The sequence below is a fragment of the Nonomuraea africana genome, assembly GCF_014873535.1.
GTDB lineage: Bacteria > Actinomycetota > Actinomycetes > Streptosporangiales > Streptosporangiaceae > Nonomuraea > Nonomuraea africana.
Window position 1 is genome coordinate 4,044,710 of record NZ_JADBEF010000001.1, and the last position, 21,887, is coordinate 4,066,596.

Annotated in this window: 18 protein-coding genes; 4 read left to right on the forward strand and 14 right to left on the reverse strand. The window is 71.3% G+C overall.

What is annotated here, in order from left to right:
- Positions 1-81: 81 nt before the first annotated feature.
- From H4W81_RS19160 to H4W81_RS19180, 5 genes are all read right to left on the reverse strand, one after another.
- Positions 82-654 (reverse strand): hypothetical protein, encoded by a 573-nt coding sequence (locus H4W81_RS19160; protein WP_192776073.1) that lies wholly within the window; start codon positions 652-654, stop codon positions 82-84.
- A gap of 156 nt (positions 655-810) precedes the next feature.
- Positions 811-1,617, reverse strand: a complete 807-nt coding sequence (locus tag H4W81_RS19165; protein WP_192776074.1) for a MetQ/NlpA family ABC transporter substrate-binding protein — start codon at positions 1,615-1,617, stop codon at positions 811-813.
- Between the two features lie 21 nt (positions 1,618-1,638).
- Positions 1,639-2,295, reverse strand: a complete 657-nt coding sequence (locus H4W81_RS19170; RefSeq protein WP_192776075.1) for a methionine ABC transporter permease — start codon at positions 2,293-2,295, stop codon at positions 1,639-1,641.
- Positions 2,292-3,242, reverse strand: coding sequence for a methionine ABC transporter ATP-binding protein (locus H4W81_RS19175; RefSeq protein WP_192776076.1), 951 nt, complete (start codon positions 3,240-3,242; stop codon positions 2,292-2,294). Before H4W81_RS19175 ends, H4W81_RS19170 begins: the two co-directional genes overlap by 4 nt.
- 458 nt (positions 3,243-3,700) lie before the next feature.
- The gene (locus H4W81_RS19180; protein ID WP_192776077.1) at positions 3,701-4,660 is read right to left on the reverse strand and encodes a GlxA family transcriptional regulator; all 960 of its coding nucleotides are present in this window, start codon (positions 4,658-4,660) and stop codon (positions 3,701-3,703) included.
- A 71-nt stretch (positions 4,661-4,731) separates the two neighbouring features.
- Here H4W81_RS19180 and H4W81_RS19185 point away from each other — a divergent pair, with 71 nt between their 5' ends.
- Positions 4,732-6,174: a pyridoxal phosphate-dependent decarboxylase family protein gene (locus H4W81_RS19185; protein ID WP_192776078.1), complete on the forward strand. Its 1,443-nt coding sequence runs from the start codon at positions 4,732-4,734 to the stop codon at positions 6,172-6,174.
- A gap of 128 nt (positions 6,175-6,302) precedes the next feature.
- On the opposite strand, the gene lon is transcribed toward H4W81_RS19185, so the two are convergent.
- Complete coding sequence (gene lon, locus H4W81_RS19190; protein WP_192776079.1) at positions 6,303-8,660, reverse strand: endopeptidase La; 2,358 nt, start codon at positions 8,658-8,660, stop codon at positions 6,303-6,305.
- A gap of 163 nt (positions 8,661-8,823) precedes the next feature.
- On the opposite strand from lon, the gene H4W81_RS19195 reads away from it, so the two are divergent.
- On the forward strand, positions 8,824-9,423 hold the full coding sequence (locus H4W81_RS19195) for a response regulator (protein WP_192776080.1): 600 nt from the start codon (positions 8,824-8,826) through the stop codon (positions 9,421-9,423).
- Between the two features lie 58 nt (positions 9,424-9,481).
- On the opposite strand, the gene H4W81_RS19200 is transcribed toward H4W81_RS19195, so the two are convergent.
- Genes H4W81_RS19200 through H4W81_RS19215 form a run of 4 tightly spaced genes read right to left on the reverse strand, consistent with a single transcriptional unit; the run spans position 9,482 to position 12,014 of the window.
- Positions 9,482-10,081 (reverse strand): TetR/AcrR family transcriptional regulator, encoded by a 600-nt coding sequence (locus tag H4W81_RS19200; RefSeq protein ID WP_192776081.1) that lies wholly within the window; start codon positions 10,079-10,081, stop codon positions 9,482-9,484.
- Positions 10,082-10,090: 9 nt separating this feature from the next.
- Positions 10,091-10,729 (reverse strand): biliverdin-producing heme oxygenase, encoded by a 639-nt coding sequence (locus H4W81_RS19205; RefSeq protein WP_192776082.1) that lies wholly within the window; start codon positions 10,727-10,729, stop codon positions 10,091-10,093.
- A gap of 9 nt (positions 10,730-10,738) precedes the next feature.
- Positions 10,739-11,809, reverse strand: coding sequence for an acyltransferase family protein (locus H4W81_RS19210; protein ID WP_192776083.1), 1,071 nt, complete (start codon positions 11,807-11,809; stop codon positions 10,739-10,741).
- Positions 11,802-12,014, reverse strand: a complete 213-nt coding sequence (locus H4W81_RS19215) for a hypothetical protein (RefSeq protein ID WP_192776084.1) — start codon at positions 12,012-12,014, stop codon at positions 11,802-11,804. The genes H4W81_RS19210 and H4W81_RS19215 overlap by 8 nt, the downstream gene beginning before the upstream one ends.
- Before the next feature lie 178 nt (positions 12,015-12,192).
- Here H4W81_RS19215 and H4W81_RS19220 point away from each other — a divergent pair, with 178 nt between their 5' ends.
- Positions 12,193-13,590 carry an MFS transporter gene (locus tag H4W81_RS19220; RefSeq protein ID WP_192776085.1) on the forward strand — a complete coding sequence of 466 codons (1,398 nt, stop codon included), beginning with the start codon at positions 12,193-12,195 and terminating at the stop codon, positions 13,588-13,590.
- On the opposite strand, the gene H4W81_RS19225 is transcribed toward H4W81_RS19220, so the two are convergent.
- On the reverse strand, positions 13,572-14,801 hold the full coding sequence (locus H4W81_RS19225; protein WP_318781818.1) for a cytochrome P450: 1,230 nt from the start codon (positions 14,799-14,801) through the stop codon (positions 13,572-13,574). The two genes, H4W81_RS19220 and H4W81_RS19225, sit on opposite strands and share 19 nt — an antisense overlap.
- Before the next feature lie 66 nt (positions 14,802-14,867).
- Here H4W81_RS19225 and H4W81_RS19230 point away from each other — a divergent pair, with 66 nt between their 5' ends.
- Positions 14,868-16,274 carry an FG-GAP-like repeat-containing protein gene (locus H4W81_RS19230; RefSeq protein WP_192776087.1) on the forward strand — a complete coding sequence of 469 codons (1,407 nt, stop codon included), beginning with the start codon at positions 14,868-14,870 and terminating at the stop codon, positions 16,272-16,274.
- 582 nt (positions 16,275-16,856) lie between these two features.
- Here the strand turns inward: H4W81_RS19230 and H4W81_RS19235 are convergent.
- The 3 genes from H4W81_RS19235 to H4W81_RS19245 all read right to left on the reverse strand — a co-directional run bounded on the left by H4W81_RS19235 (position 16,857) and on the right by H4W81_RS19245 (position 21,884).
- The gene (locus H4W81_RS19235) at positions 16,857-17,756 is read right to left on the reverse strand and encodes a phosphotransferase family protein (RefSeq protein ID WP_192776088.1); all 900 of its coding nucleotides are present in this window, start codon (positions 17,754-17,756) and stop codon (positions 16,857-16,859) included.
- Positions 17,757-17,799: 43 nt separating this feature from the next.
- The gene (locus H4W81_RS19240) at positions 17,800-19,293 is read right to left on the reverse strand and encodes an alkaline phosphatase D family protein (protein ID WP_318781819.1); all 1,494 of its coding nucleotides are present in this window, start codon (positions 19,291-19,293) and stop codon (positions 17,800-17,802) included.
- 62 nt (positions 19,294-19,355) lie between these two features.
- Positions 19,356-21,884, reverse strand: coding sequence for a hypothetical protein (locus H4W81_RS19245; RefSeq protein WP_192776090.1), 2,529 nt, complete (start codon positions 21,882-21,884; stop codon positions 19,356-19,358).
- Positions 21,885-21,887 lie beyond the last annotated feature (3 nt).

The following is a 21,887-nucleotide window of genomic DNA, read 5'->3' on the forward strand; positions in this document are numbered from 1 at the left end:
AACTGCCCTCGCGGTATCTGCGGCCAATCCCAACAAAAGGCCGTGATCTCACCAGGAGATCACGGCCTTTCGGGGGAACCGTCAGGCGTGGTACACGGCCTTCCAGCCGGAGTGGAAGCCCTGCGGGCCGCCGTAGTTGCCCCGGCTCACATCGACGTAGATGTGCTCGGCGTTCTTGCCGGAGAAGGAGTAGTCGGCGCCGCCCTTACCGCAGTTCTTGAAGCTCTTGAGGTAGGTGGAGCCGTTGAAGTTGACGACCTTGAAGGTCTCCCAGGCGCAGACGTACTTCTTCTTGCCCCACCACTTGTGGTTGGTGAGGGTGCTGTCGACGGTGAAGAAGTAGTCGTGCTTCCACGTCCAGACCTTCTTCTTGAAGGACTTCTTCTTCCAGACGCAGTGCTTGTTGCCGTGCTTGTCCTTCCAGCACACCTTGACCTTCTTGTAGAAGGTCTCCCAGTGCCAGGTCTTGTAGGACTTCTTGGCCACGTCCACCTGGCCTAACGCCGAGGCCTTGTGGTCGCTGGAGTGGTACGCGCCCCAGGAGGCGCCGGTGGTGGCGGCGCCGACGGTCGCCGCGCTCGCGGCGACCGGGGCGCCGACAGCCACAGCCGTGGCGATGGCGGCGCCGGTCAGGATTCGTGAAACGAATCGCATTCGGGTTGCTCCTCGGGAAGAGGGTTTCTGTCACCCCCTTCCTATGCCCAAGCGATTGCCAAATGCTTACAATTCGCTTGAAATACCTGGCCCAGCCCTAAATGCAGCCCGTAAATATCAGATAAGTGTATTTTCCTGATCTTTCACAGGAAAAATTCAGGCTGGGATAACGGCACCCTTATAGGTGTCCTCAATGTACTTCTTGACTTCGGGGCTCTTCAGCAGCTTCGCCAGCTTCTGGACCAGCGGGTCGTTCTGCTTGCCCTCCTGGACTACCAGGCCGTTGGCGTACGGGTTGCCCTCGGCCTTCTCGACCACGATCGCGTCGGTGGCCGGGTTCAGCTTGGCCTCCAGCGCGTAGTTGCCGTTGATGACGGCGGCGTCGACGTCCTCGAGGGAGCGGGGCAGCTGGGCGGCGTCGAGCGGCTTGAAGGCGATGTTCTTCGGGTTGGCGGTGACGTCGCGCTCGGTGGCGGCGGTGCCGACACCCTCCTTGAGGGTGATCACGCCGTTGTCGGCCAGCAGCTTCAGCGCGCGGCCGAGGTTGGTGGCGTCGTTGGGCACGGCCACGCTGGCGCCCGAGGCGAGCGAGGCGAGGTCCTTCACCTTGCTCGAGTAGAGGCCGAGCGGCTCCAGGTGCACGCTCTCCACCCAGGTGAGCTTGGCGCCCTTCTCCTTGTTGTAGTCACCGAGGTAGGGCTGGTGCTGGAAGTAGTTGGCGCCCAGCTGGCCCTCCTGGAGCTGCGGGTTCAGCGGCACGTAGTCACTGAACTCGACGATCTCCAGCTTCAGGCCCTCCTTGGTGGCCAGGTTGTCCGAGATGTACTTCAGGATCTCGGCGTGCGGGGTGGGGGTGGCGCCCACCTTGAGCGTGTCGCTCGCCGTACCGGCGGAGGACGAGCCGCAGGCCGTCAGAACAAGCGCCAGGACGGCAGCGGTGACAACACCGAACAACGTACGCATAGTGGTTCTCCTGTGAAGGGTCTAACGCTTGGCCAGGCGGTCGGCGAGGGTGTCGCCGAGGGTCTGGACCAGTTGGACGAGGATGATGATGACCACGCAGGTCGTGATCATGAGAGGCGTCTCGAACCGCTGGTAGCCGTAGCGGATGGCCAGGTCGCCCAGACCGCCCGCGCCGATCACCCCGGCCATGGCGGAGTACGAGACGAGGGTGACGAGGGTGACGGTGACCCCGGCGACCAGCCCGGCCCTGGCCTCGGGCAGCAGCACCTTGGTCACGATGGTCAGCCGCCCCACGCCCATGGCGTGGGCGGCCTGCACGACGTCCGGGCTGACCGCGCGCAGCGCCATCTCCACCAGCCTGGCGAAGAACGGCACCGCGCCGATGGTCAGCGGCACGACCGCGGCGTGGAGGCCGATGGAGGTGCCGAGGAGCAGCCGCGTGAAGGGGATCACCGCGATCATCAGAATGAGGAACGGCAGCGACCTGCCGATGTTGACGAGCAGGCCGAGCACCTGGTTGGCCACGCGCGAGGGGAACAACCCGTCACGCGAGGTGCCGACCAGCGCGACGCCCAGCGGCAGCCCGAACAGCACCGTGAACAGGGTGGACCAGACGACCATCTGGACCGTCTCCCACGTCGCGGGGACGAGCAGCTCGACGATCTCCTGCCAGGTCACGCCGCCACCTCCACGATCAGGCCGCGCTCACGCAGGTAGGCGAGGGCGGCCGCGGACTCGGCGCCGTCCAGCGACACCCGCAGCCGGCCGACCGAGTCGCCCGCGACGTCCTCGAGCGCGCCGCCGAGGATGTTGACGTCCACGTCGAACTTCCGCACGAGCTGGGAGATCACCGGCTCCTCGGCCGCGCCCGTGAAGGTGATGGTGACGTCACCGGGCGCGGGGGCGGGCAGGGGGAACAGCTCTGCCGCCAGGCGCGAGCCCGGCGTCGTCAGCAGCTCCCTGATCGGGCCCGACTCCAGGATGCGCCCACCCGCCATGATGGCCACCGAGTCGCACACGCTCTTGACGACGTTCATCTCGTGCGTGATCAGCAGGATGGTCAGCCCGAGCTCGGCGTTGAGCCGCTTCAGCAGGGCGAGGATCGAGGTGGTGGTGCCGGGGTCGAGCGCCGAGGTGGCCTCGTCGGCCAGCAGCACCGCGGGGTTGCCCGCCAGCGCCCTGGCGATGCCGACCCGCTGCTTCTGCCCGCCGGACAGCTGCCCAGGGCGCGCGTCCGCCTTGTCGGCGATGCCGACGAGGTCGAGCAGCTCGGCCACCCTGGCCGCGCGCTCGCTCCTGCCGACGCCCATGACTTCGAGGGGGAAGGCCACGTTGCCGGCGACCGTGCGCGACGACAGCAGGGCGAAGTGCTGGTGGATCATGCCGATCCGCTGCCTGGCGGCTCGCAGGTCGCGTTCGCCGAGCGTGGTCAGCTCCTGCCCCGCGACCGTCACGACGCCCTGGTCGGGGCGCTCCAGCAGGTTGACGCAGCGCAGCAGTGTGCTCTTGCCCGCGCCACTCTGGCCGAGCACGCCGAAGATCTCACCCTGACGCACGTGCAGGTCGACACCGTCCAGCGCGACGATGCCACCGTACGACTTGCGCAGGCCTGAAGCCTGAATCACGAAATTTCCCCACAACGGAGTCGGTAACGGACAATCAACTCGTTTAGCGACGCAGGGGGAGGCGTCAGCGGGTGCCGGGGTGGAACGGCAGGTGGCTCAGGCGGCGCAGCACGAAGCTGGGTCGGATCATCGGGAAGCCTTAGAACGAGGGGCGGAAGGGTGCGCTTCTAGCGGGCCTGACAGCCCGTACACATGCGCATTCGCAGCTCGTTCACGTGGAGGCTAACGATCCCCTAAGGGGCGGCTATTCCCTGCGCGCGCTGTGAAGTGGCTCACTGCCTCCCTGCCTGGCGAAGCCGATGCCCGGATAGCAGCCCGCCTACGCCACATCCAGCAGGAACCGCAGGACGTAGAGGGCCTCGGGCCTGGTCACCAGCGCGGTGGCCGCCGACAGCAGGCTCCAGCTGACCATGAGGCAAGCGATCCAGACCTCGTCACCCAGCGTGGCCGCTGGGAGACTACCTCGAACCCTGGAACGTGCGCCGGTAGGCGGAGGGGGTGGTGCCGAGCGTCTTCGTGAAGTGCTGGCGCAGGCCGTTGCCGGTGCTGAATCCCGAGCGCTCGGCCACGGCGTCCACGGGCAGGCGGGTGGTCTCCAGCAGCTCCCGCGCCCTGGCCAGGCGCTGCTGGGTGAGCCACCTGATGGGGGTGAGCCCGAGCTCCCTGTGGAAGCGACGGATGAAAGTCCTGGTGCTCATCATCGCCTGCTCGGCCAGCTGAGGGATGGTGACGGGCTCGTGCAACCGTTCCAGCGCCCAGCTCAGCACCGGGGCGAGCCCCCTGTCCTGGGCCGGGACCGGCGGGCCTGCCGACACGTACTGCGCCTGGTCGCCCTCGCGCTGCGGCGCGACGACCATCCGGCGGCCGACCTCCGCCGCCACGGCCGCGCCGAAGTCGCCGCGGACGATGTGCAGGCACAGGTCGATGCCGGCCGCCGTGCCCGCGCTGGTGAGGATGTCGCCCTCGTCGACGTACAGGGCCCGCTGGTTGACGCTGATCCGCGGGTAGCGGCTGCGCAGCTCGTCGGCGTGCATCCAGTGCGTGGCCGCTTCCCTGCCGTCGAGCAGGCCCGCCGCGGCCAGGACGAAGGCGCCCGAGCACAGGGCGGCGATCCGCGCGCCTCTCTCGTGCGCCTCGGTCAGCGCGGACAGCAGCGCCTCGGGCGGCCGGTAGGAGGCGTCCGCGCAGGCGGGCACCACCACGAGATCCGCCGCGCGCATCGCCTCCAGCCCCTGGGGCGCGCGCAGCCACAGGCCGTTGAGCGACTCCTGCTCGCGGTCGGCGCTCTGGCAGAGGGTGAGCTCGTACCAGTCGGGCGTCAGGTCGCGGCGGTCCCTGCCGAAGACCTCGCAGGGGACGGCGAGCTCGAACAGCGGGCAGTCGTCCAGCACCGGGACGACCACGCGAATCCTGGCCATGGCGTAAATCTAGTGGAACACGACATTTTTGCCACTAGTGGCTCGGCCCGCCGCACGGCGACAGTGGTGCCATGAACGAGGCAGGACCGCTCGACGTGGGCGAGGAAGAAGGGGCCAGGCTGCTGACGGCCGCCGTGGACCTGGTCGTACGGCACGCGAAAGAGGTGGCCGAGGGTCCGGTGGCGCCGGCCGAGCCCGGCACCGCGTGGCTGCGCGAATGGCTGGCGAGCCAGGACTTCGAGGCGGCCAGGTCGCCCGAGGACGCGCTCCCCGAGGTGATGGCGGCGCTGCGCCGGTGGGGGGTGCACACGACGCACCCGCGCTACTTCGGGCTGTTCAATCCCACCCCCACCTGGTGGGGCGTCGCGGGCGAGCTCCTCGCGGCCGGGGTCAACCCGCAGCTGGCCGCCTACAGCCACGCCCCCGCGGCCGTCGAGATGGAACGCCATGTGCTGCGCTTCATGGCGGGACGCCTCGGCCTGCCCGCCGGCGCCGAGGGCAGCTTCACAGTGGGCGGCGCCGAGGCGAACCTGACGGCCGTCATCGTCGCGCTGACCCGCAGGTTCCCCGCCTATCCGCGGTCGGGCCTCGCAGGCCTGCCGCGCCGGCCCGTGCTGTACGCCTCCGCCGAGAGCCACCTGGCGTGGCTCAAGATCGCGCACATGACCGGTCTCGGGCGCGACGCCGTACGGCTGGTGCCCGCCGGCGCGGCGCACCGCATGGACACCGAGCGGCTGCGCGAGATGCGCGAAGCCGATCTCGCCGCGGGGCTGGAGCCCTTCCTGCTGGTCGGTACGGCCGGCACGACGGCGGGCGGCGCGCTGGACCCGCTGCCGGAGCTGGCCGCCCTGGCCGCGGAGTGGGGCGCGCACTTCCACGTCGACGCCGCGTGGGCGGGCGCGGTCGCGCTGTCGGACCGGCTGCGCCCGCTGCTGACCGGCGTGGAGCTGGCCGACAGCGTCACGGTGGACGCGCACAAGTGGCTGTCGGCGCCGATGGGCGCGGGCATGTTCCTCACCCCGCACGCGGCGGCGCTGGCCGAGAGCTTCCGTGCGACCACCTCGTACATGCCCGCGGAGACCGAGGACGCGCCCGACCCCTACGCCACCAGCGTGCAGTGGTCGCGCCGGTTCGCCGGCCTGAAGGTGTTCCTGGCGCTGGCCGTCGCGGGCCGGCCCGCCCACGCCGCCCAGCTCGAGCGGGATGTGCGGCTCGGGGAGCGGCTCGCGCGCCGCCTCACCGAGGAGGGCTGGCTGCGGATCAACGACACCCCGCTTCCCGTCGTCTGCGTCACGGCTCCCGAGGCCGAGACGGCCGGCCCCGAGCGCAGCGCCGCCTGGCACGCCGCCGTCGCCGAGCACGTGGTGCGCAGCGGCCAGGCGTGGCTCAGCACGGTCCGTCTCGGCGGGCGTCCCGCCCTCCGGCTGTGCGTGACCAGTCACCGCACGGGCGTCGCCGACCTCGAGGCCGTGGTGAGCGCGCTCGGCGACGCCCGCAAGAGGATGGGCACGTGACCGCCCGGGGCCCGTGACCTCGGCATCGTCATCGGGGAAGGGCGTACGGGAGCCCACTCGTCCGCGCAGAAGCCGCCCCGCCGTGCGACGGCGGGGCGGCTTCGGGGTGACGGGTCAGCCGGCGGCGGTCACGCGGCCGCCGTCTGCGCCACCTTGGCGGGGGCGAGCGCGATGTCGAGGACCTCGCGCACGTCGCTCACCGCGTGGATGGTCAGCTCGTCGCGGACCTCCTTGGGCAGGTCGTCCAGGTCGGGCTCGTTGCGGGCGGGGATGAGGACCGTGGTGATGCCCGCCCGGTGCGCCGCCAGCAGCTTCTGCTTGACGCCGCCGATGGGCAGCACCCTGCCGGTGAGGGAGATCTCGCCGGTCATCGCCACGTCGTTGCGGACCAGCCGTCCCGACAGCAGCGAGGCCAGGGCCGTGGTGAGCGTGACGCCCGCCGAGGGCCCGTCCTTGGGGACGGCGCCCGCGGGGAAGTGCACGTGCACCGAGCGGTCCTTCAGCGCGGTGACCGGCAGCTCCAGCTCCGCGCCGTGCGAGCGCAGGTAGGACAGCGCGATGCGCGCCGACTCCTTCATCACGTCGCCCAGCTGACCGGTGAGGGTCAGCCCCGTCTCGCCGGTCTCGGGGTCGGCCAGCGACGCCTCGACGTAGAGGACGTCACCGCCGGCGCCGGTGACCGCGAGGCCCGTGGCCACGCCCGGCACCGAGGTGCGCTGCTTGGACTCGGGCAGCGACGCCTCGGGAACGAAGCGCGGCCTGCCGAGGTAGTCGACCAGGGAGTCCTCGCCGATGGTGGCCGGCAGCGCGTCCTTGGCCGTGACCTTGCGCAGGATCCTGGCGATCGAGCGCTCGAGGGAGCGCACGCCCGCCTCGCGGGTGTACTCGGCGGCCAGCCTGCGCAGCGCCGGCTCCTCGACCGTGACCTCCTCGGCGGTCAGGCCCGCCAGCTCCAGCTGCTTGGGCAGCAGGTGGTCGCGGGCGATGGCGACCTTCTCGTCCTCGGTGTAGCCGTCGAGCGTGACGACCTCCATGCGGTCGAGCAGCGGCCCCGGGATGGACTCCAGGACGTTGGCCGTGGCCAGGAAGAGCACATCCGACAGGTCGAGCTCGACCTCGAGGTAGTGGTCGCGGAAGGTGTGGTTCTGCGCCGGGTCGAGCACCTCGAGCAGGGCGGCCGTCGGGTCGCCGCGGTAGTCGGCGCCGACCTTGTCGATCTCGTCGAGCAGCACGACGGGGTTCATCGAGCCCGCCTCGCGGATCGCGCGGACGATGCGGCCGGACTGCGCGCCGACGTAGGTGCGCCGGTGGCCGCGGATCTCGGCCTCGTCGCGCACGCCGCCGAGGGCGACGCGGACGAACTTCCTGCCCATGGCGCGGGCCACGGACTCGCCGAGCGACGTCTTGCCCACTCCGGGAGGACCGGCGAGGGCGAGGACGGCGCCGCTGCGGCGGCCGCCCACCACGCCGAGGCCCTTGTCCTGACGCCGCTTGCGCACGGCCAGGTACTCGATGATGCGGTCCTTCACGTCCTCGAGACCGGTGTGGTCGGCGTCGAGCACCTCGCGGGCGCCCACGATGTCGTAGTTGTCGTCGCTCGTCTCGTTCCACGGGATGTCGAGGACGGTGTCGAGCCACGTGCGGATCCACCCGGTCTCCGGCGACTGGTCGGAGGTCCGCTCCAGCTTGTCGACCTCCTTGAGCGCGGCCTCGCGCACCTTCTCGGGGAGGTCGGCCGCCTCCACGCGGGCGCGGTAGTCCTCCTCCTCGGTCTCAGTGTCGCCGTTGAGCTCCTTCAGCTCCTTGCGGACCGCGGCGAGCTGCTGGCGCAGCAGGAACTCGCGCTGCTGCTTCTCCATGCCCTCCTGGACGTCCTTGCGGATCGTCTCGGCCACGTCCAGCTCGGCCAGGTGCTCGCGCGACCACTCCACCAGCTTGGCCAGCCGGTCGGCGGGGTCGGGCGCCTCCAGCAGCTCCACCTTCTGCGCGGTGCTCAGCCACGGGGTGTAGCCGGAGCTGTCGGCCAGCACGGAGGGGTCGTCGATCTGGTTGACCTGGTCGACCACCTGCCACGCGCCGCGCTTCTGCAAGATGGTCGTGGCGAGCGCCTTGTACTCCTTGGCCAGCTCCTGCGCCCGCTCACCGGCCTGGACGGGATCGACGGTGAGCACCTCCACCCACAGGGCCGCGCCCGGGCCCGTCGTGCCCTTGCCGACCCTGGCCCTGTTGACGCCGCGCACGACGGCGGCCGGCTCGCCCCCGGGGAGCCTGCCGACCTGCTCCACCACGGCCTGGACGCCCACGGCGCCGTAGCGGCCGTCGATCCTGGGAACGAGGAGCACGCGCGGCTTGTTGAGACCAGAAGCCTGAGCCGCGTCGATCGCAGCCCGGACCTCGGAGTCGGACAGGTCCAGGGGGACCACCATGCCCGGCAGGACCACCTCATCGTCGAGTGGCAGGACCGGGAGGATCAAGCTCTCACTCATCTGAACTCCAAAGGGTTGAGTTATACCGACTCAATTAACGAGAGCCCTCCAATGTTCCCGAAGTTGCTCCTGTTCGCTGTCAGCGATCGTAATTATGTAAGTCATACCTTCGAGGGATCACTCCTAAGGTTGACGCGCGCCTGGTCAGCGGCTCGGGTTCACCGTGTTCCTCGGCAGCCAGCCCGACATCGAGGTGGTCGGCGAGGCTGCGAACGGCGCCGAGGCGCTGGAGCGGGTCGCCGAGCTGGCGCCCGACGTGGTGCTGATGGACGTCAGGATGCCGGTGATGGACGGCCTGGAGGCCACCAGGCGGCTGATGTCCGCCGCGCGGACGAAGGTGCTCATCCTCACCACGTTCGACCTCGACGACTACGTCTACGAGGCGCTGCGCGCGGGAGCCAGCGGATTCCTGCTGAAGGACGCCTCCGCCGCGCAGCTGGCCGAGGCGGTGCGGGTGGTGGCCGCGGGGGACGCGCTGATCGCGCCGGCGGTCACCAAGCGGCTCATCCACGAGTTCGCGCGGCTGGGCGGGCCGCGGGCGCCGTCGGTGAAGCGGCTGGCCGAGTTGACCGAGCGGGAGACCGAGGTGATGACGCTCATCGCGCAGGGGCTGTCGAACCAGGAGATCGCCTCCAGGCTCGTGGTGTCGGAGCAGACGGTGAAGACGCACGTGGGCAGGGTGCTCTCCAAGCTCGACCTGCGCGACAGGGCGCAGGCGATCGTCTACGCCTACGAGACGGGGCTGGTACGGCCCGGCGAATGACCCCGGAGCCCGGGGCCGGTTCAGCGAACCGGCCCCGGGCCCACGGGGCGTCGCTGCTTCAGAGGGCGCTGCCGAGCGCGCGGAGCACGAAGCCCGAGACGATCTCCTCGGCCGCCTCCACGCTCACCCTGCCGCTGATCAGCGGCTCACGCTCGGCCCCGATGACCGCCATGATCATGCGCGCTGTTGCCGCCACGTCGGGCACGTGGAAGTCGCCCGAGGCGGCGCCGCTGTCGAGGATCTCCACCAGGATGCGCTGCATCGGCGCCACGTGGTCGGCCAGCCGCTGGTAGGCGTCGGGGCCCAGGGAGGCGCTGAGCCCCGCCGCGCCCGGGTGCGGATGCGCCACGAGCCCCGCCAGCTGCAGCCTGACAAAGGCGCGCAGCCGCTTGGACGGCGAGGCCGACGGCGGCAGCTCCGCGGTGTAGGCCTCGATGAAGTAGTGCGTCACGCGCTCGGTGAAGGCCAGCAGCAGCGCGGCCTTGTCCGGGTAGTAGTTGTAGAGCACGGTGCGGGTGATGCCCGCCTCGTGCGCCACGTCCGTCATCGAGATGGCGTCGATGCCCTGCACCCGCGACAGCCGGGAGACCGCCTGCAGGATGCGCTCCTGCGTCTGGGCGCGGTGCTCGCCGATCGTCGCGGCGCTGATCCTGGGCATGGCCCTATGCTAGGCCGCCGACCTGACCGTGTGCAGCAGCTCGGCGAGCACCTCGGTGTTGAGCTGGTAGGCCAGCCGGACCTCGCGGATGATCCGCTGTTGCTCGGCCTCGTCGAGGTCGAGGGCGTCAAGGCGGGCGCGGTACTCGTTCTTGAACCGGGGCAGCGAGCCGATCTCGTCGAAGACGTAGAAGTCGACGCCGCCGCCCTTGCCGTAGCCGTAGATCTTCTGCAGCTCCATCCTGATGAACTGGCCGCCCGACAGGTCGCCCATGTAGCGGGTGTAGTGGTGGGCGATGTAGCCGCCCGGCCAGTCGGTGACCTGCTCGATGCGGGCCACCAGGGTCCTGGTCGCCTTGGACGGCGCGATGCGCGACTCCCAGGAGGGGCCGTAGATCGTCGCGAGGTCGCGCTCCAGCGCCTGCTGCCGGTACAACGAGGGGAAGACGAAGCGTCCCGCGACCGGGTGGTCTGCCAGCCGCTCGGCCGCGCCGTCGAGGGCGAGGTAGGCGAAGTAGTGCTGGGCGACCATCTCGCCGTACTCCTCGGCGCTGAGCCGCCCTGACATCAGCTCTTTGAGGTAGCTCTCGTCCTCGGCCGACTCGTGGTCGCTCCAGGTGGCTTCACGCAGCGTCTGGGAGAAGGTCATGACACAGTGTCACCAAAATCGGCGGCCTACGTCAAGCTGATGACGACACCATGTCATAAAAGCCAGCACCAGCGCGACCACCGGAAGCCAGGCGAGCCGCTCGAGCACCCAGGAGGGCGTGTCGGGCCTGCCGTACAGGCCGAAGGCGAGCACGGTCAGCACCAGGGCCGTCTGGTGCCACAGGAAGATCGACATGGCGCCCAGGTTGGCCACGGCGACCACCGCCCACACCCGCGGCCTGCGCATGAGCCGCTTCAGTGGCTCGTGCAGCAGCAGCGCGAGCCCCGCCTGGGCGAGGCCGAAGCACACCACCGCCAGCGTGGGCGGGCTGAGGTTGGAGAAGGACTGCCCGGTTACGCCCGTCATACTCGCCGGGTAGCCGCCCCACGTCACCAGCGCCACCGCCGCGGCGCCGCCGCCCGCGAGCAGCCACGCGCCGTCCCTGCGCGGGCGCAGGTCGCCGCGCGCCCACAGGATGCCCAGCAGGTACGGCGCCAGCCACGCCGCCCCGACGTTCACCCAGCCGACCCCGCCGGGCGCGCCGAGCACGAGACGCAGCAGGTCCACGACCGCCACGACGGCGACGGCCGCCACGACGCCGCTCCGCCGTACCCTCACCAGCCAGGGGGTGAGGGCGGTCAGCGCCGCGAACACGCCGAGGAACCACAGCGGGCCGAGCGCGGGCAGCGCCAGCGCCCGCACCGACCCCGGCGGCTGGCCGTTGAGCACGCTCACCAGCACGCCCAGCACCACCCACGCCAGCAGCAGCGGCACCACGGGCGGCAGCAGGCGACGCAGCCTGCCGGCGATCCACGACGGGTACGGCTCCCGCACCCCGCGCGCCGCGGCGTAGCCGCCGACCAGGAAGAACAGCGCCAGCGTCTGGAGCACCCAGGAGAGCGGCGACAGCTCGGGCAGGTAGGCCAGCGGCGAGGAGATGATGACATGCGGCGTCCGCTCCCACGCGCTGACCAGCCAGTGCCCGAGCACCACCCCAGCGATCGCCAGCGCTCTCAGCGCGTCGACGCCCCTGTCGCGGCTCGCGGGAGTGGCCGCCTCGATGCCACGGACGTCAAGCACGGGTCACCTCCCCGGTCCTGCCCATGGCGATGAGGGCGAGGTTGCGCAGGGAGGCCGTGCCGGGGGCGAAGTAGTCGCTGTGCCCGCCATAACCGGTCTCGAAGATCCGCGCGCCGAACCCGGGCGCCATCGGGTCCCTGCCGAACCCGAGCGCGGCGACGCCCAGCAGCAGCGCCCCACCCGCGAGAAGAAGTCTCCTGGTCATGGGGCCGAAGCTAGGGATCGCGCGCCGTCGCGCGCGTCGCTCCACGGAGTGAACCCCATCGGTCCCCCGCAGGTACTACCCCGAAACTGCCGGACTGAGGTGCTCGTGAACGACCACAGGGACTCTCCTGGAGAGGGGGCGTCCAGTCCTACCAGAGACGTACGACAAGATTGACATCATGGAAGTCCAGCTCAAGTCCCCCCAGGGCCGGTGGATTCTGGCCGCGACCGTGCTCGGCTCAGGCCTGGCGATGCTTGACAGCACGATCGTCAACGTCGCCCTGCCGACTCTGAGCAAGGAGCTCGACGCCGACATGGCGGGTGCCCAGTGGACGATCAACGCCTACACCCTCACCCTCGCCGGGCTCATCCTCCTCGGCGGCTCCCTCGGCGACCGCTTCGGCCGTCGCAAGATCTTCCTGATCGGCACCGTCTGGTTCGCGCTGGCGTCGGCGCTGTGCGGTCTGGCGCTCAACGTCGAGATGCTGGTCCTGGCCCGCGCGTTGCAGGGCGTGGGCGGGGCGCTGCTCACACCCGGCTCGCTGGCCATCATCCAGGCCGGCTTCGTCCGCGAGGACCGGCCGCGGGCCGTGGGCGCCTGGTCCGGGCTCGGCGGCGTGGCCAGCGCGATCGGCCCGCTGCTGGGCGGCTGGCTGGTGCAGACCGCCGGCTGGCGCTGGGCGTTCCTGATCAATCTGCCGTTCGCCGCGATCGTCGTCGTGACCACGCTCAGGCACGTGCCCGAGTCGAAGGACGAGCAGGCCGCGGGCCGTTTCGACGTGCTCGGCTCGGTGCTGGCCGCGCTGGCGCTGGCGGGCATCACCTACGGGCTGATCGAGAGCGGCCAGCCGGTGCCGCTGGTGGCGGGACTGCTGCTGGCCGTCGCCTTCGTGGCGGTGCAGATCCGCAGGTCGCCCGATGCGCTGGTGCCGGTGAGCCTGTTCACGAACCGGGTGTTCACCGCGGTGAACGTGGTGACGCTGATCATGTACGCGGCGATGAGCGTGGTCTTCTTCCTGCTGACCCTGCAGCTGATCGTGGTCGCGGGCTTCTCCGAGGTCGCCGCGGGCTCGGCCCTGCTCCCGGTGACGATCCTGATGATGCTGCTGTCGGCGCGAGCGGGCGAGACGGCCAAGCGGTACGGCCCGCGCCTGCCGATGACGATCGGCATCCTCGTGGCGGGCGCCGGGTTCCTGATGATGAGCACGATCGGCAAGGGCTCCAGCTACTGGCTGCAGGTGCTGCCCGCCGTCACGGTCTTCGGCCTCGGCCTGTCGGCGGCCGTCGCGCCGCTGACCGCGACCGTGCTGGCCACCGCCCAGGAGCGCTACGCGGGGACGGCCAGCGGCGTCAACAACGCGGTGGCCCGCACCGGCGGCCTGCTGGCGGTGGCGGCGATCCCGCCCTTCGTCGGCCTGGTCGGCGACGCGCTCAGCGACCCCGCGCGGTTCGACGCCGGATTCACCAGGGCCATGCTGATCAGCGCGGGCATGATGGCCGCCGCCGCGCTGATCACCTTCGTCACCATCACCACGAACGTGCTGGCGCCGCAGGCCGCTCAGAACGTGAAGGACTGACTCCGCACGCTGTTGTCGAAGTTGGACACCAGCAGCTCGGGCTCCCCCACCGACCTGATGCCGGGCAGCCTGGTCAGCAGCTCGCGGAACATCGTCCGCATCTCCTGTCTGGCCAGGTTCGCCCCGAGACAGAAGTGCGGGCCCGGGCCGCCGAAACCGACGTGCGGCTTGGTGTCGCGGGTGATGTCGAAGGCGTCGGCGTCGGGGAAGACCTCCTCGTCGCGGTTGGCCGAGCCGTAGAAGAGGACCACCCGGTCGCCCTTCTTCAGCTCCAGGCCACGCAGCGAGTAGTCCTCGGTGACGGTCCTGCGGAACTGGATGATCGGCGAGACGTGCCTGACCATCTCCTCGATCGCGGCGTTGATGTGGCCGTCGAAGTCGGACATCAGCAGCTCGCGCTGGGCAGGGTGGTCGGTGAGCAGCTTGATGCCGTGGGCCATCGTGTTGCGCGCGGTCTCGTTGCCGGCCACCAGCAGCAGCACGAAGAACGAGCCCAGCTCCTTGTCGGTCAGCCGCTCGCCGTCGGGGTTGGCGGTGACCAGCGCGGAGACGAGGTCGCCGCCGGGGTCGGCGACCCGCTCGTGGCCCAGCCGGATGACCATGCGCTGCAGGGCGAGCAGCGCGACCACGTTCTTGCCCGCGAGCCTGGCGCTCTGCAGCACGCTGGGCCGCACCCCGCTGTAGGCGGTGGAGGCGTCGACGTGCTCGTGCACCTTGGCCCGCATACGCTCGGGGATCCCCATCATGTCGCAGATGACGTGGATGGGCAGGCGCGCGGCGACCTGCGTGACGAAGTCGCCGGGACCCTTGGCGAGCACGTCGTCGACGATGCGGGCGCAGGCCTGCTCGATGTCGGCCTGGAGGTTCTGCAGCATCCTGGGGCTGAAGGCGCGCGAGACGATGCGCCGCAGCCTGGCGTGGCGGGGGTCGTCCATGTTGACCATCGACTCGCCGAACACGTGCTTGACCCAGCCGGGCGGCTCGGGGTTGGTGACGGCGGGCTCGCTGGAGAAGACCCTGGCGTTGCGGCTGGCCTCGACGACGTCGGCGTGGCGGACCAGGGCGTAGAAGCCGGTGCCCGAGCGGAGCAGCGGAACCTTCTTCTCGGGGAAGAAGACGGGGTGGTCGAGCTGCCGGAGCCTGGCGAACGCCTCGTGTCGCTCCTTGAGTGGTCTGCGCCAGAAGTCGAGGTCCGCGAGGTCGATGTCCACCCGCCTATCCTGGCACGTTCCCTGGGTGTTAAGACCGGGTTCCACGGGCCTGGGGACCATCCGGGCATGAACGTCTCTCGCACCGCCCTGCTGGCCGCCGCCTGCCTCACGCTGCCGCTCTTTCCACCGGCCACGACGACTCCCGCCGCCGCCTCGATGAGGGAATGCGGCGGGCGCCCGTCCGACTTCGACGGTGACGGACTGGCCGATCTGGCGATCGCCGCGCCGTACGAGAGCGTGGACGGACACGCCCGCGCCGGCGCGATCACGATCATGTACGGCTCGGGCCGCAAGGACCGCCTGTCCCAGGCCACACCCGGCGTCCCCGGCGATCCCGAGAACGGCGACTCCTTCGGCTCGGCGCTCGCGACGGGCGACTTCGACGGCGACGGCTGCGGCGACCTCGCGGTCGGGGTGTCGGAGGAGTTCTTCGGCACGCCCGTTCCCGGCGCCGACGGCAACGGGGCCGTCCAGCTCTTCCACGGCTCGCCGCGCGGGCTCACCGCCGGACGGCAGCTGTCGCCCGCCAGGCACGGCTCCGACCGGTACGGCGCCGCCCTCGCTGCGGGGAACCTCGACGGCGACCGCGCCGACGAGCTGGTGATCGGCGCGCCCGCGACGGGAGGCGGCGGCGCGGTCATGGTCCACGGCTTCAAGGGCCGTGCGCGGTACCAGATCACTCAGAAGGGGCTGCGCCAGCGGGGCGTGGTCACCGACCAGTTCGGCGCCGCGCTGACCACGGGCGACTTCGACGGCGACGGCAAGGACGAGATCGCGATCGGCGCGCCCGCCGACACCGTCCGCTTCGACGGGCAGGGCTCGGTGACGGTCGTGAACCCGCGCAGCCGCCGGAACACGCAGTACACGCAGTCGAGTCCCGGTGTGAAGGGCGCCGCGGAGAAGTGGGACGCCTTCGGCGCCTCGCTCGCCGTCGCCGACTTCGACGCCGACGGCCGCGACGACCTGGCGATCGGCGTGCCGGGCGAGGGCCTGAGCGCCAACCAGCGGGCCATGGACTACGGCGACGGCATGGTGCACGTCCGCTACGGCACGGGCCGCTGGGAGGCGTGGACGCAGCGGCTGCTCAAGGGCACGCCGCGCTACTCCGACAGGTTCGGCGCTGCGCTGGCCACCGGCGACTTCGACGGCGACGGCGACGCCGAGCTGGCGGTCGGGGTGCCGGGCGAGAGCGCGGTGCAGGTGCTGGCCGGCGGCCGGCGGGGCGGGCTGAGCAGGCACCGCGACCTGCTCGTCAAGGGCAGGGGCCGCGACTTCGGCGCCTCGCTCGCCGCCCTGCCCGCCGTCGGCCGCTACCGCACGCTGTCGGTCCGCCGCCCCGTGCACGGCCTGGTCGTGGCCGCGCCGGGGCGCGGGGTGGTCACGCTGGTGCCCGGCTCCTCGGCGGGCCTGCGCCCCGCCAAGGCGCGCACGCTCTCCAGCGGTCCCGGCCTATTCGGCTACGCCTTCGGCTGATGCGCCGCTCAGCCGATCAGCGTCAGCCGACCAGCGTCAGCCGACCAGTGGCGCCAGGTCGGACGGGTCGCGGAAGTGCACCCCGACCAGACCCGCCGCTTCGGCCGCCGCGACGTTCTCCAGCCGGTCGTCGACGAACGTCACCTCGCCGGGCTCGGCCCCGAGCCCCCTCCAGGACGGCGAGGAAGATCTCCCTGTCGGGCTTCACCAGCCCCATCCTGCCGCTGTAGAAGCGCGGCTCGACCCGCGCCATCCACGGCAGCCGGTCGAGCGCGAGCGACCAGTACTCCTGGGGGTCGAGCGTCCCCTGTCGAACTCCAGACGGTGCTTCCATTGACGCGCTCCCCGGCGTAAACGCCGAGAATTTCGGCCCGTGCCGCACGGATGCGGCACCTCCTTGGCTTCCTGCTTCACCGACCTGCGCCACCGAGGCGGTCTTACCGGGTCTCCACAGGCTTTCGAGCCTTCCGGCTCCGTTCCCGCCCGTCCGGCGGTACCTGACGCGATGAACCTACCAAACGTCGATCCGCCTTGGCGGCGGATCGACGTTTCCGTAGTCGAACAGCACCCAGTTCATGGGGATCAATCCCACCAGTCGTGGGCGAGATCGTCCAGAGTGGTGGCCTTCGACTCGGGCAGCACCTCCATGTACCACGGCAGGTGGCTGTACTCGTGCAGCAGCGTGTACGCCATGATCGTGCGGGCGTCGAGCTGCTTGCCGTACGAGCTGAGGATCCGGGCGAGCACCCCCTCGCCGGTGAAGAAGACGGCGGGGGCGACGAACTCGTACTGCCAGGCGCCGCGCAGGGCGGGCTCGAAGTCGAACAGGCCCGACAGCCGTCCGTCGTCGCCGATCAGGAAGTGGTCGGGCATCGACTCGGTGTGCAGCAGCACGGGCGCGCCGGCGGGCAGGGTCACGCTGTCGAGGAAGGCGGGGATCTGCTCGATCCACTCCTCGCCGAGCTTCCTGGCCCGCTGCTGCTCGGCCGCGCCTGCCTTCTGCTCCTTGACGAAGGCGTCCCAGTCGTCGAACCGCAGCCCCTCGACGTGGGGGACCGGCAGGCCGTGCAGGGCGGCGAACACCTCGCCCAGCTGCGCGGCGAGGTCGTGCCTGGCCGCCAGGTCGAGGGTCGGCCACACGTCCTTCAGCTCGGCGCCGGGCAGGCGCTCCATGAGCACGTAGCCCCAGCGGTCGTACTCGCCCACCGCCTCGACGCGGGGCGTGGCGACGGGGAGGCGCCCGTGGACGGCGTCGAGGACGCCGCTCTCCAGGCCCGTCTCCTCGGCGTAGACCGGCGGGTAGAGCTTGAGCACCAGATCGTCGCCCACGGCGTAGACGGGCAGCGAGCCGCCGGCGAACCGCTGGACGTCGCCGGTGTGGCCGAGCGAGGAGAGCAGCGCGTCGACGCCGGGCCGCAGCGCGACCTCGTCCCTGCGGACGGCGTCGTACTGCTCTTCGGTGTCAGAGAGGGGAAAGGTCACGGCCGAAAGGTATCCGGAGCCCACCCGCCTCGCGCAACGGGATTTATCCGCTCGAATCGGCCGCCTGGATGGTGACGGTCCTGGTGGTCTTCGCGGGGGCGCCCTTGCGGGAGATGTAGTCGAGGGTGCGGAAGTCGACGGACAGCTCGGTGGAGGTGAGCTTGGCGGCGAGGTAGCCGCGCCGCTGGTCGATGTAGGAGATGTGCGGGTTCTCGGCCAGCGCCTCGGCGATCCAGGCCTTGTCGCGGTAGCCGTCGCCGTCGCTGGCGATCGACGAGGCGACCAGTTCGCGGGCGACCACGGGCGAGGACGGGTCGTCGAAGTCGAGCTTGAGCTCGGCGGCGTGGTGCATGTGGGCGTCGCCGGTCAGCACGACGGGGTTGGCGGTCTGCTGGAGCCAGCCGAGCAGCCTGGTCCGCTCGGGCGCGTAGCCGTCCCAGGAGTCGAGGTTGACCTCCCGTCCCGGGCCGACCTTGTAGTCGCGCTGGGCCATCATGATCTGCTGGCCGAGCAGGTTCCACCGGGCGGTGGAGGAGCGCAGGCCCTCCGACAGCCAGCGGCGCTGGTCGTCGCCGAGGAGGGTACGGCGGGCCGACAGGCGCTCGTCGCAGGAGGCGCGCACGCCGTCCATGCAGGCCTGGTCGTCGCGGAACTGACGGGTGTCGAGCAGGTGGAAGCGGGCCAGCGTGCCCCAGGAGACCCGCCTGTTCACCCGCAGGACGGCTCCCTGGAGGCTGGCTCTGCGCAGCGGCATGTTCTCGTAGTAGGCGCGGAAGGCGGCGGCGCGGCGGCGGGCGAAGTCGGGCGCGCCGGTGCTGGAGACCGGGCCCGCCCAGTTGTTCTCCAGCTCGTGGTCGTCGAAGGAGACCAGCCACGGCGCGACGGCGTGCGCCTTCTGCAGGTCGCGGTCGCTCTTGTACTGCGCGTGCCGCAGCCGGTAGTCGGCCAGCGTGGCGCACTTGCCCGGGGTGTGCGTGCGGACCCTGCCGGCCAGCGCGGTGTAACCGCTCGGGCCGTACTCGTACATGTAGTCGCCCAGATGCACGACCAGGTCGGGCTCCTGCTCGGCGAGGCGCCGGTAGGCGGTGTAGTAGCCGTGCTCGTAGTGCGCGCAGGCGGCCACGGCGAAGTTGAGCGGCTGCGCGCCGACCGGCGTGGTCCTGGTCCGGCCCGCGCGCGACAGCCTGCCCTCGCTCCTGAAGCGGTAGAAGTACTCCCGGCCCGGCTCCAGCCCCCTGGCCTCGACGTGCACGCTGTGCGCGGCGCCGGCCGAGGCGGTCGCGGTGCCCGATCTGACGACCTTGGAGAAGCGCTCGTCGGTGGCGATCTGCCAGTCGACGTCGAAGGAGCGGGACGGCATGCCGCCGCGGCCGTCCCCGCTGAGCGGGTCGAGCGCGAGGCGGGTCCACAGCACGAAGCCGTCGGTGGAGGGGTCTCCCGAGGCGACCCCCAGCGTGAAGGGGTCACCGGCCAGGGACCTGGAGGGGGGAAGGAGGAAGGAGGCGGCCGTCGCGGCGAGGAAGGTTCTGCGTTCCACGCCCAAGGTATGTCCTGCTCCGCTGACCCGGCCATGACAGCCGAGTCAAGCGGAGGTGAACATCAGTCCTCCAGCCAGGCCAGCAGCTCCTTCGCGTCCTCGGCCGCCGGCGAGCACACCTCACCGAGTTTGGCGACCGCCTCCCTGGCACTGTCGATCGCCTCGGCGGTGCGTTCGAGCCCCGACAGGATGCGTGCACTGTCGTAGGCGAGGAGCCCGAGCTCCAGGAGGTCGTCTCCGATGACCTCGCGGGCCCGGTCGGCCGCCACCAGCGCCTTCTCTCCCTCACCGCTCCAGTGCAGCGAAAGAGCGTGGCGCCGGAGCGCCTGCCCCTGCTCGAGCGGGCTGCCCGCCGCCTGGTAGTACCCGGCGGCGATGAGGAAGGTCTCCGCGGCCTCGGCGTCGCGGTCGAGCCGGTCCAGGACGCGGGCGGCCGAGTCGGCGGCCCTGGCCGCCTGCATCGGGTCCCGGTAGAGCGAGATCAGCGCGGTGAAGTCGGCCAGCGCGCCCTCGTGGTCGTCGAGCAGGCCGAGGGCGTTGGCGCGGGCCCACTGGGCGGCCGTCCTGTTGTCGAGGTCGTCCGGGTCGAGCAGCGCCAGGGCCTCCTCGGCGGTCACCGCGGCGTCCATCGGCCTGCCCGTCGCCAGATAGGCGCCGGCCAGGTCCACCCTGGCCAGTGCGGCGTCGCCCTGGCCGCCGAGCGCGGTGAACAGCGCCACGGCCTCGATGAGGTCCTCCGCCGCCTCCGCGGCGCGGTCCACCATGACCAGCACCTCGCCCCTGGTGGCGTGCGCGACGGCGCGCAACCCCGCCTCGGTGCGCGGCGCGACGGCCAGCACCTCGCCCAGGGCGCCGAGCAGCTCCTCCAGGTCGCCGCCGTGCCGCTGGATGAGCCGGCCGTGCAGCAGCGCGGTCCTGGCGAGGGTGAGGACGTCACCCTCGGACCTGAGCGCCTGCCGCGCCGCGCGGGCCGTCTCCACGGCGGCGGGCTCGTCGGCCTGGAGCTGGGCGAGCAGCGACAGCAGCGTGCCCTCCCTCGCGTCCTTGAGCACGGCGACCGCGTCGTCGGTCCTGCCCGCCGCCGCGTAGGCCTGGGCCAGCCGCGACAGCGAACCGCTGCGCCTGCTCTCGTCGCCGTGGGCCGTCAGCCACCGGTGAGTCTCCTCCACCAGCGCCAGGTCCTGGGTGAGCAGGCCGATCCTGCCGAGCGTGGTCTGCCGCCGCACCTCGTCGCCCGCCTCGGCGTGCCGCTGCGCGGCGCGCTCCCACAGCCGCCTGGCCTCCTCGGGATCTCCCTGGACGGCCGCGGCCAGCCCGAGCGCGTCCGTGCGCCGCCCGTTCGGCGCGCCGCCGACGGCGTCGTAGCGCTCCCATGCGGCGAAGGCGGTGTCGAGGTCGCTGCGCCGCCACGCCGCCTCCGCCAGGTCGAGCAGCTCGGCCGGGCTCGCGGCCGCGGGCGGCGCGACGGGCGGGGTGACCGGGATCATCACCCTGCGGGCGTGCGGGGTCAGCGGCAGGTGATCCACCAGCGGCTCGGCCGCCAGGCGCGCCTCCAGTCTGCGGCTCTGCTCGCCGGTGCCGTTGCGGGCGTCGAAGCGGGCGGCCAGGTCGCGGGCGTCGCGCTCCAGCTCGGCCCGCAGCCGCTCCAGCGGCACGTCGGCGCCCTCGCGGCGGACGGTCAGCCCGCCGTGCCCGAGGTCCTCGAGGCGGCGCAGCAGCAGCGCGGCGCAGCCGGCGAAGTGCATGCGGTCGCTGGGCGTGGGCGAGCGGTCGAGGAGCGGCAGCTCGCGCTGGAGGATCTCCAGGCCGCGCGTCTCGTTGCCGGTGAGCGCGCAGAACTCCATGTGGTCGCCGAAGTCGTCGACGTAGTTGGCGTCGCCCTGGACCAGCCGGTAGGCGCGCAGGTGCGCCGCCGCCGCCTCCTCGAGCCGCCCCGTCCGCACGTACGGCAGCAGCAGGTTGCTCAGGATGCCCTGCGGCTGGACATGGCAGGTGAGGTGTCCGGCGACGACCGGCGCGGCCAGCTCGATGGCCTCCTCGTCGCGGCCCGTCCAGGCAAGGTGCCAGACCTTGCCGCTGGGGTCGCACCCCTCGCAGTCGGACAGGTCGTCCCGCGGGGTGGTCTGCCACTTGTGGAACCACTCCTCGGCCGCCGCCCTGTCGCCGACGTGCTGGGCGACGTAGGTGCGCTGGGTGTGGACGGCGTGCAGGCCGTACCCCGCCTCGGCGTAGCGGCGCTCCATCTCCGCCAGCGCGTCGTAGGCGCGCTGGAGCGGGACCTCGGGGAAGCGGCGCATGTCGCCGGCGATCCACTTGAACTGCCACAGCAGGCTGTAGGTGTGCCAGTCCGACCAGCGTCCGGGGTCGGCGTCGTACTCGGCGACGCTGCGGGAGAAGGTGGCGAAGGACTTGGCGGGCTCGGCGCCGTACTGGTAGGCCTCCGTCAGCTCGAGCCGCACCTCGAAGGCCAGCTCCCTGTCGTGGGCCGCCGCCTTGAGCGCCTGTTCGAGCAGGATCGATCGGGCCTCGCCGTACGGCATCTCGCGGGCCCGGTCGAGCATCTCTTCCACATCGGCCATGGGGTCGGCCATCGG

Bases quoted from the DNA above. Each gene is read 5' to 3' on its own strand.
- H4W81_RS19160 (WP_192776073.1), bottom strand. From the start codon at position 654: ATGCGATTCGTTTCACGAATCCTGACCGGCGCCGCCATCGCCACGGCT.
- H4W81_RS19165 (WP_192776074.1), bottom strand. From the start codon at position 1,617: ATGCGTACGTTGTTCGGTGTTGTCACCGCTGCCGTCCTGGCGCTTGTT.
- H4W81_RS19180 (WP_192776077.1), bottom strand. From the start codon at position 4,660: ATGGCCAGGATTCGCGTGGTCGTCCCGGTGCTGGACGACTGCCCGCTG.
- H4W81_RS19185 (WP_192776078.1), top strand. From the start codon at position 4,732: ATGAACGAGGCAGGACCGCTCGACGTGGGCGAGGAAGAAGGGGCCAGG.
- lon (WP_192776079.1), bottom strand. From the start codon at position 8,660: ATGAGTGAGAGCTTGATCCTCCCGGTCCTGCCACTCGACGATGAGGTG.
- H4W81_RS19200 (WP_192776081.1), bottom strand. From the start codon at position 10,081: ATGCCCAGGATCAGCGCCGCGACGATCGGCGAGCACCGCGCCCAGACG.
- H4W81_RS19205 (WP_192776082.1), bottom strand. From the start codon at position 10,729: ATGACCTTCTCCCAGACGCTGCGTGAAGCCACCTGGAGCGACCACGAG.
- H4W81_RS19215 (WP_192776084.1), bottom strand. From the start codon at position 12,014: ATGACCAGGAGACTTCTTCTCGCGGGTGGGGCGCTGCTGCTGGGCGTC.
- H4W81_RS19220 (WP_192776085.1), top strand. From the start codon at position 12,193: ATGGAAGTCCAGCTCAAGTCCCCCCAGGGCCGGTGGATTCTGGCCGCG.
- H4W81_RS19230 (WP_192776087.1), top strand. From the start codon at position 14,868: ATGAACGTCTCTCGCACCGCCCTGCTGGCCGCCGCCTGCCTCACGCTG.
- H4W81_RS19245 (WP_192776090.1), bottom strand. From the start codon at position 21,884: ATGGCCGACCCCATGGCCGATGTGGAAGAGATGCTCGACCGGGCCCGC.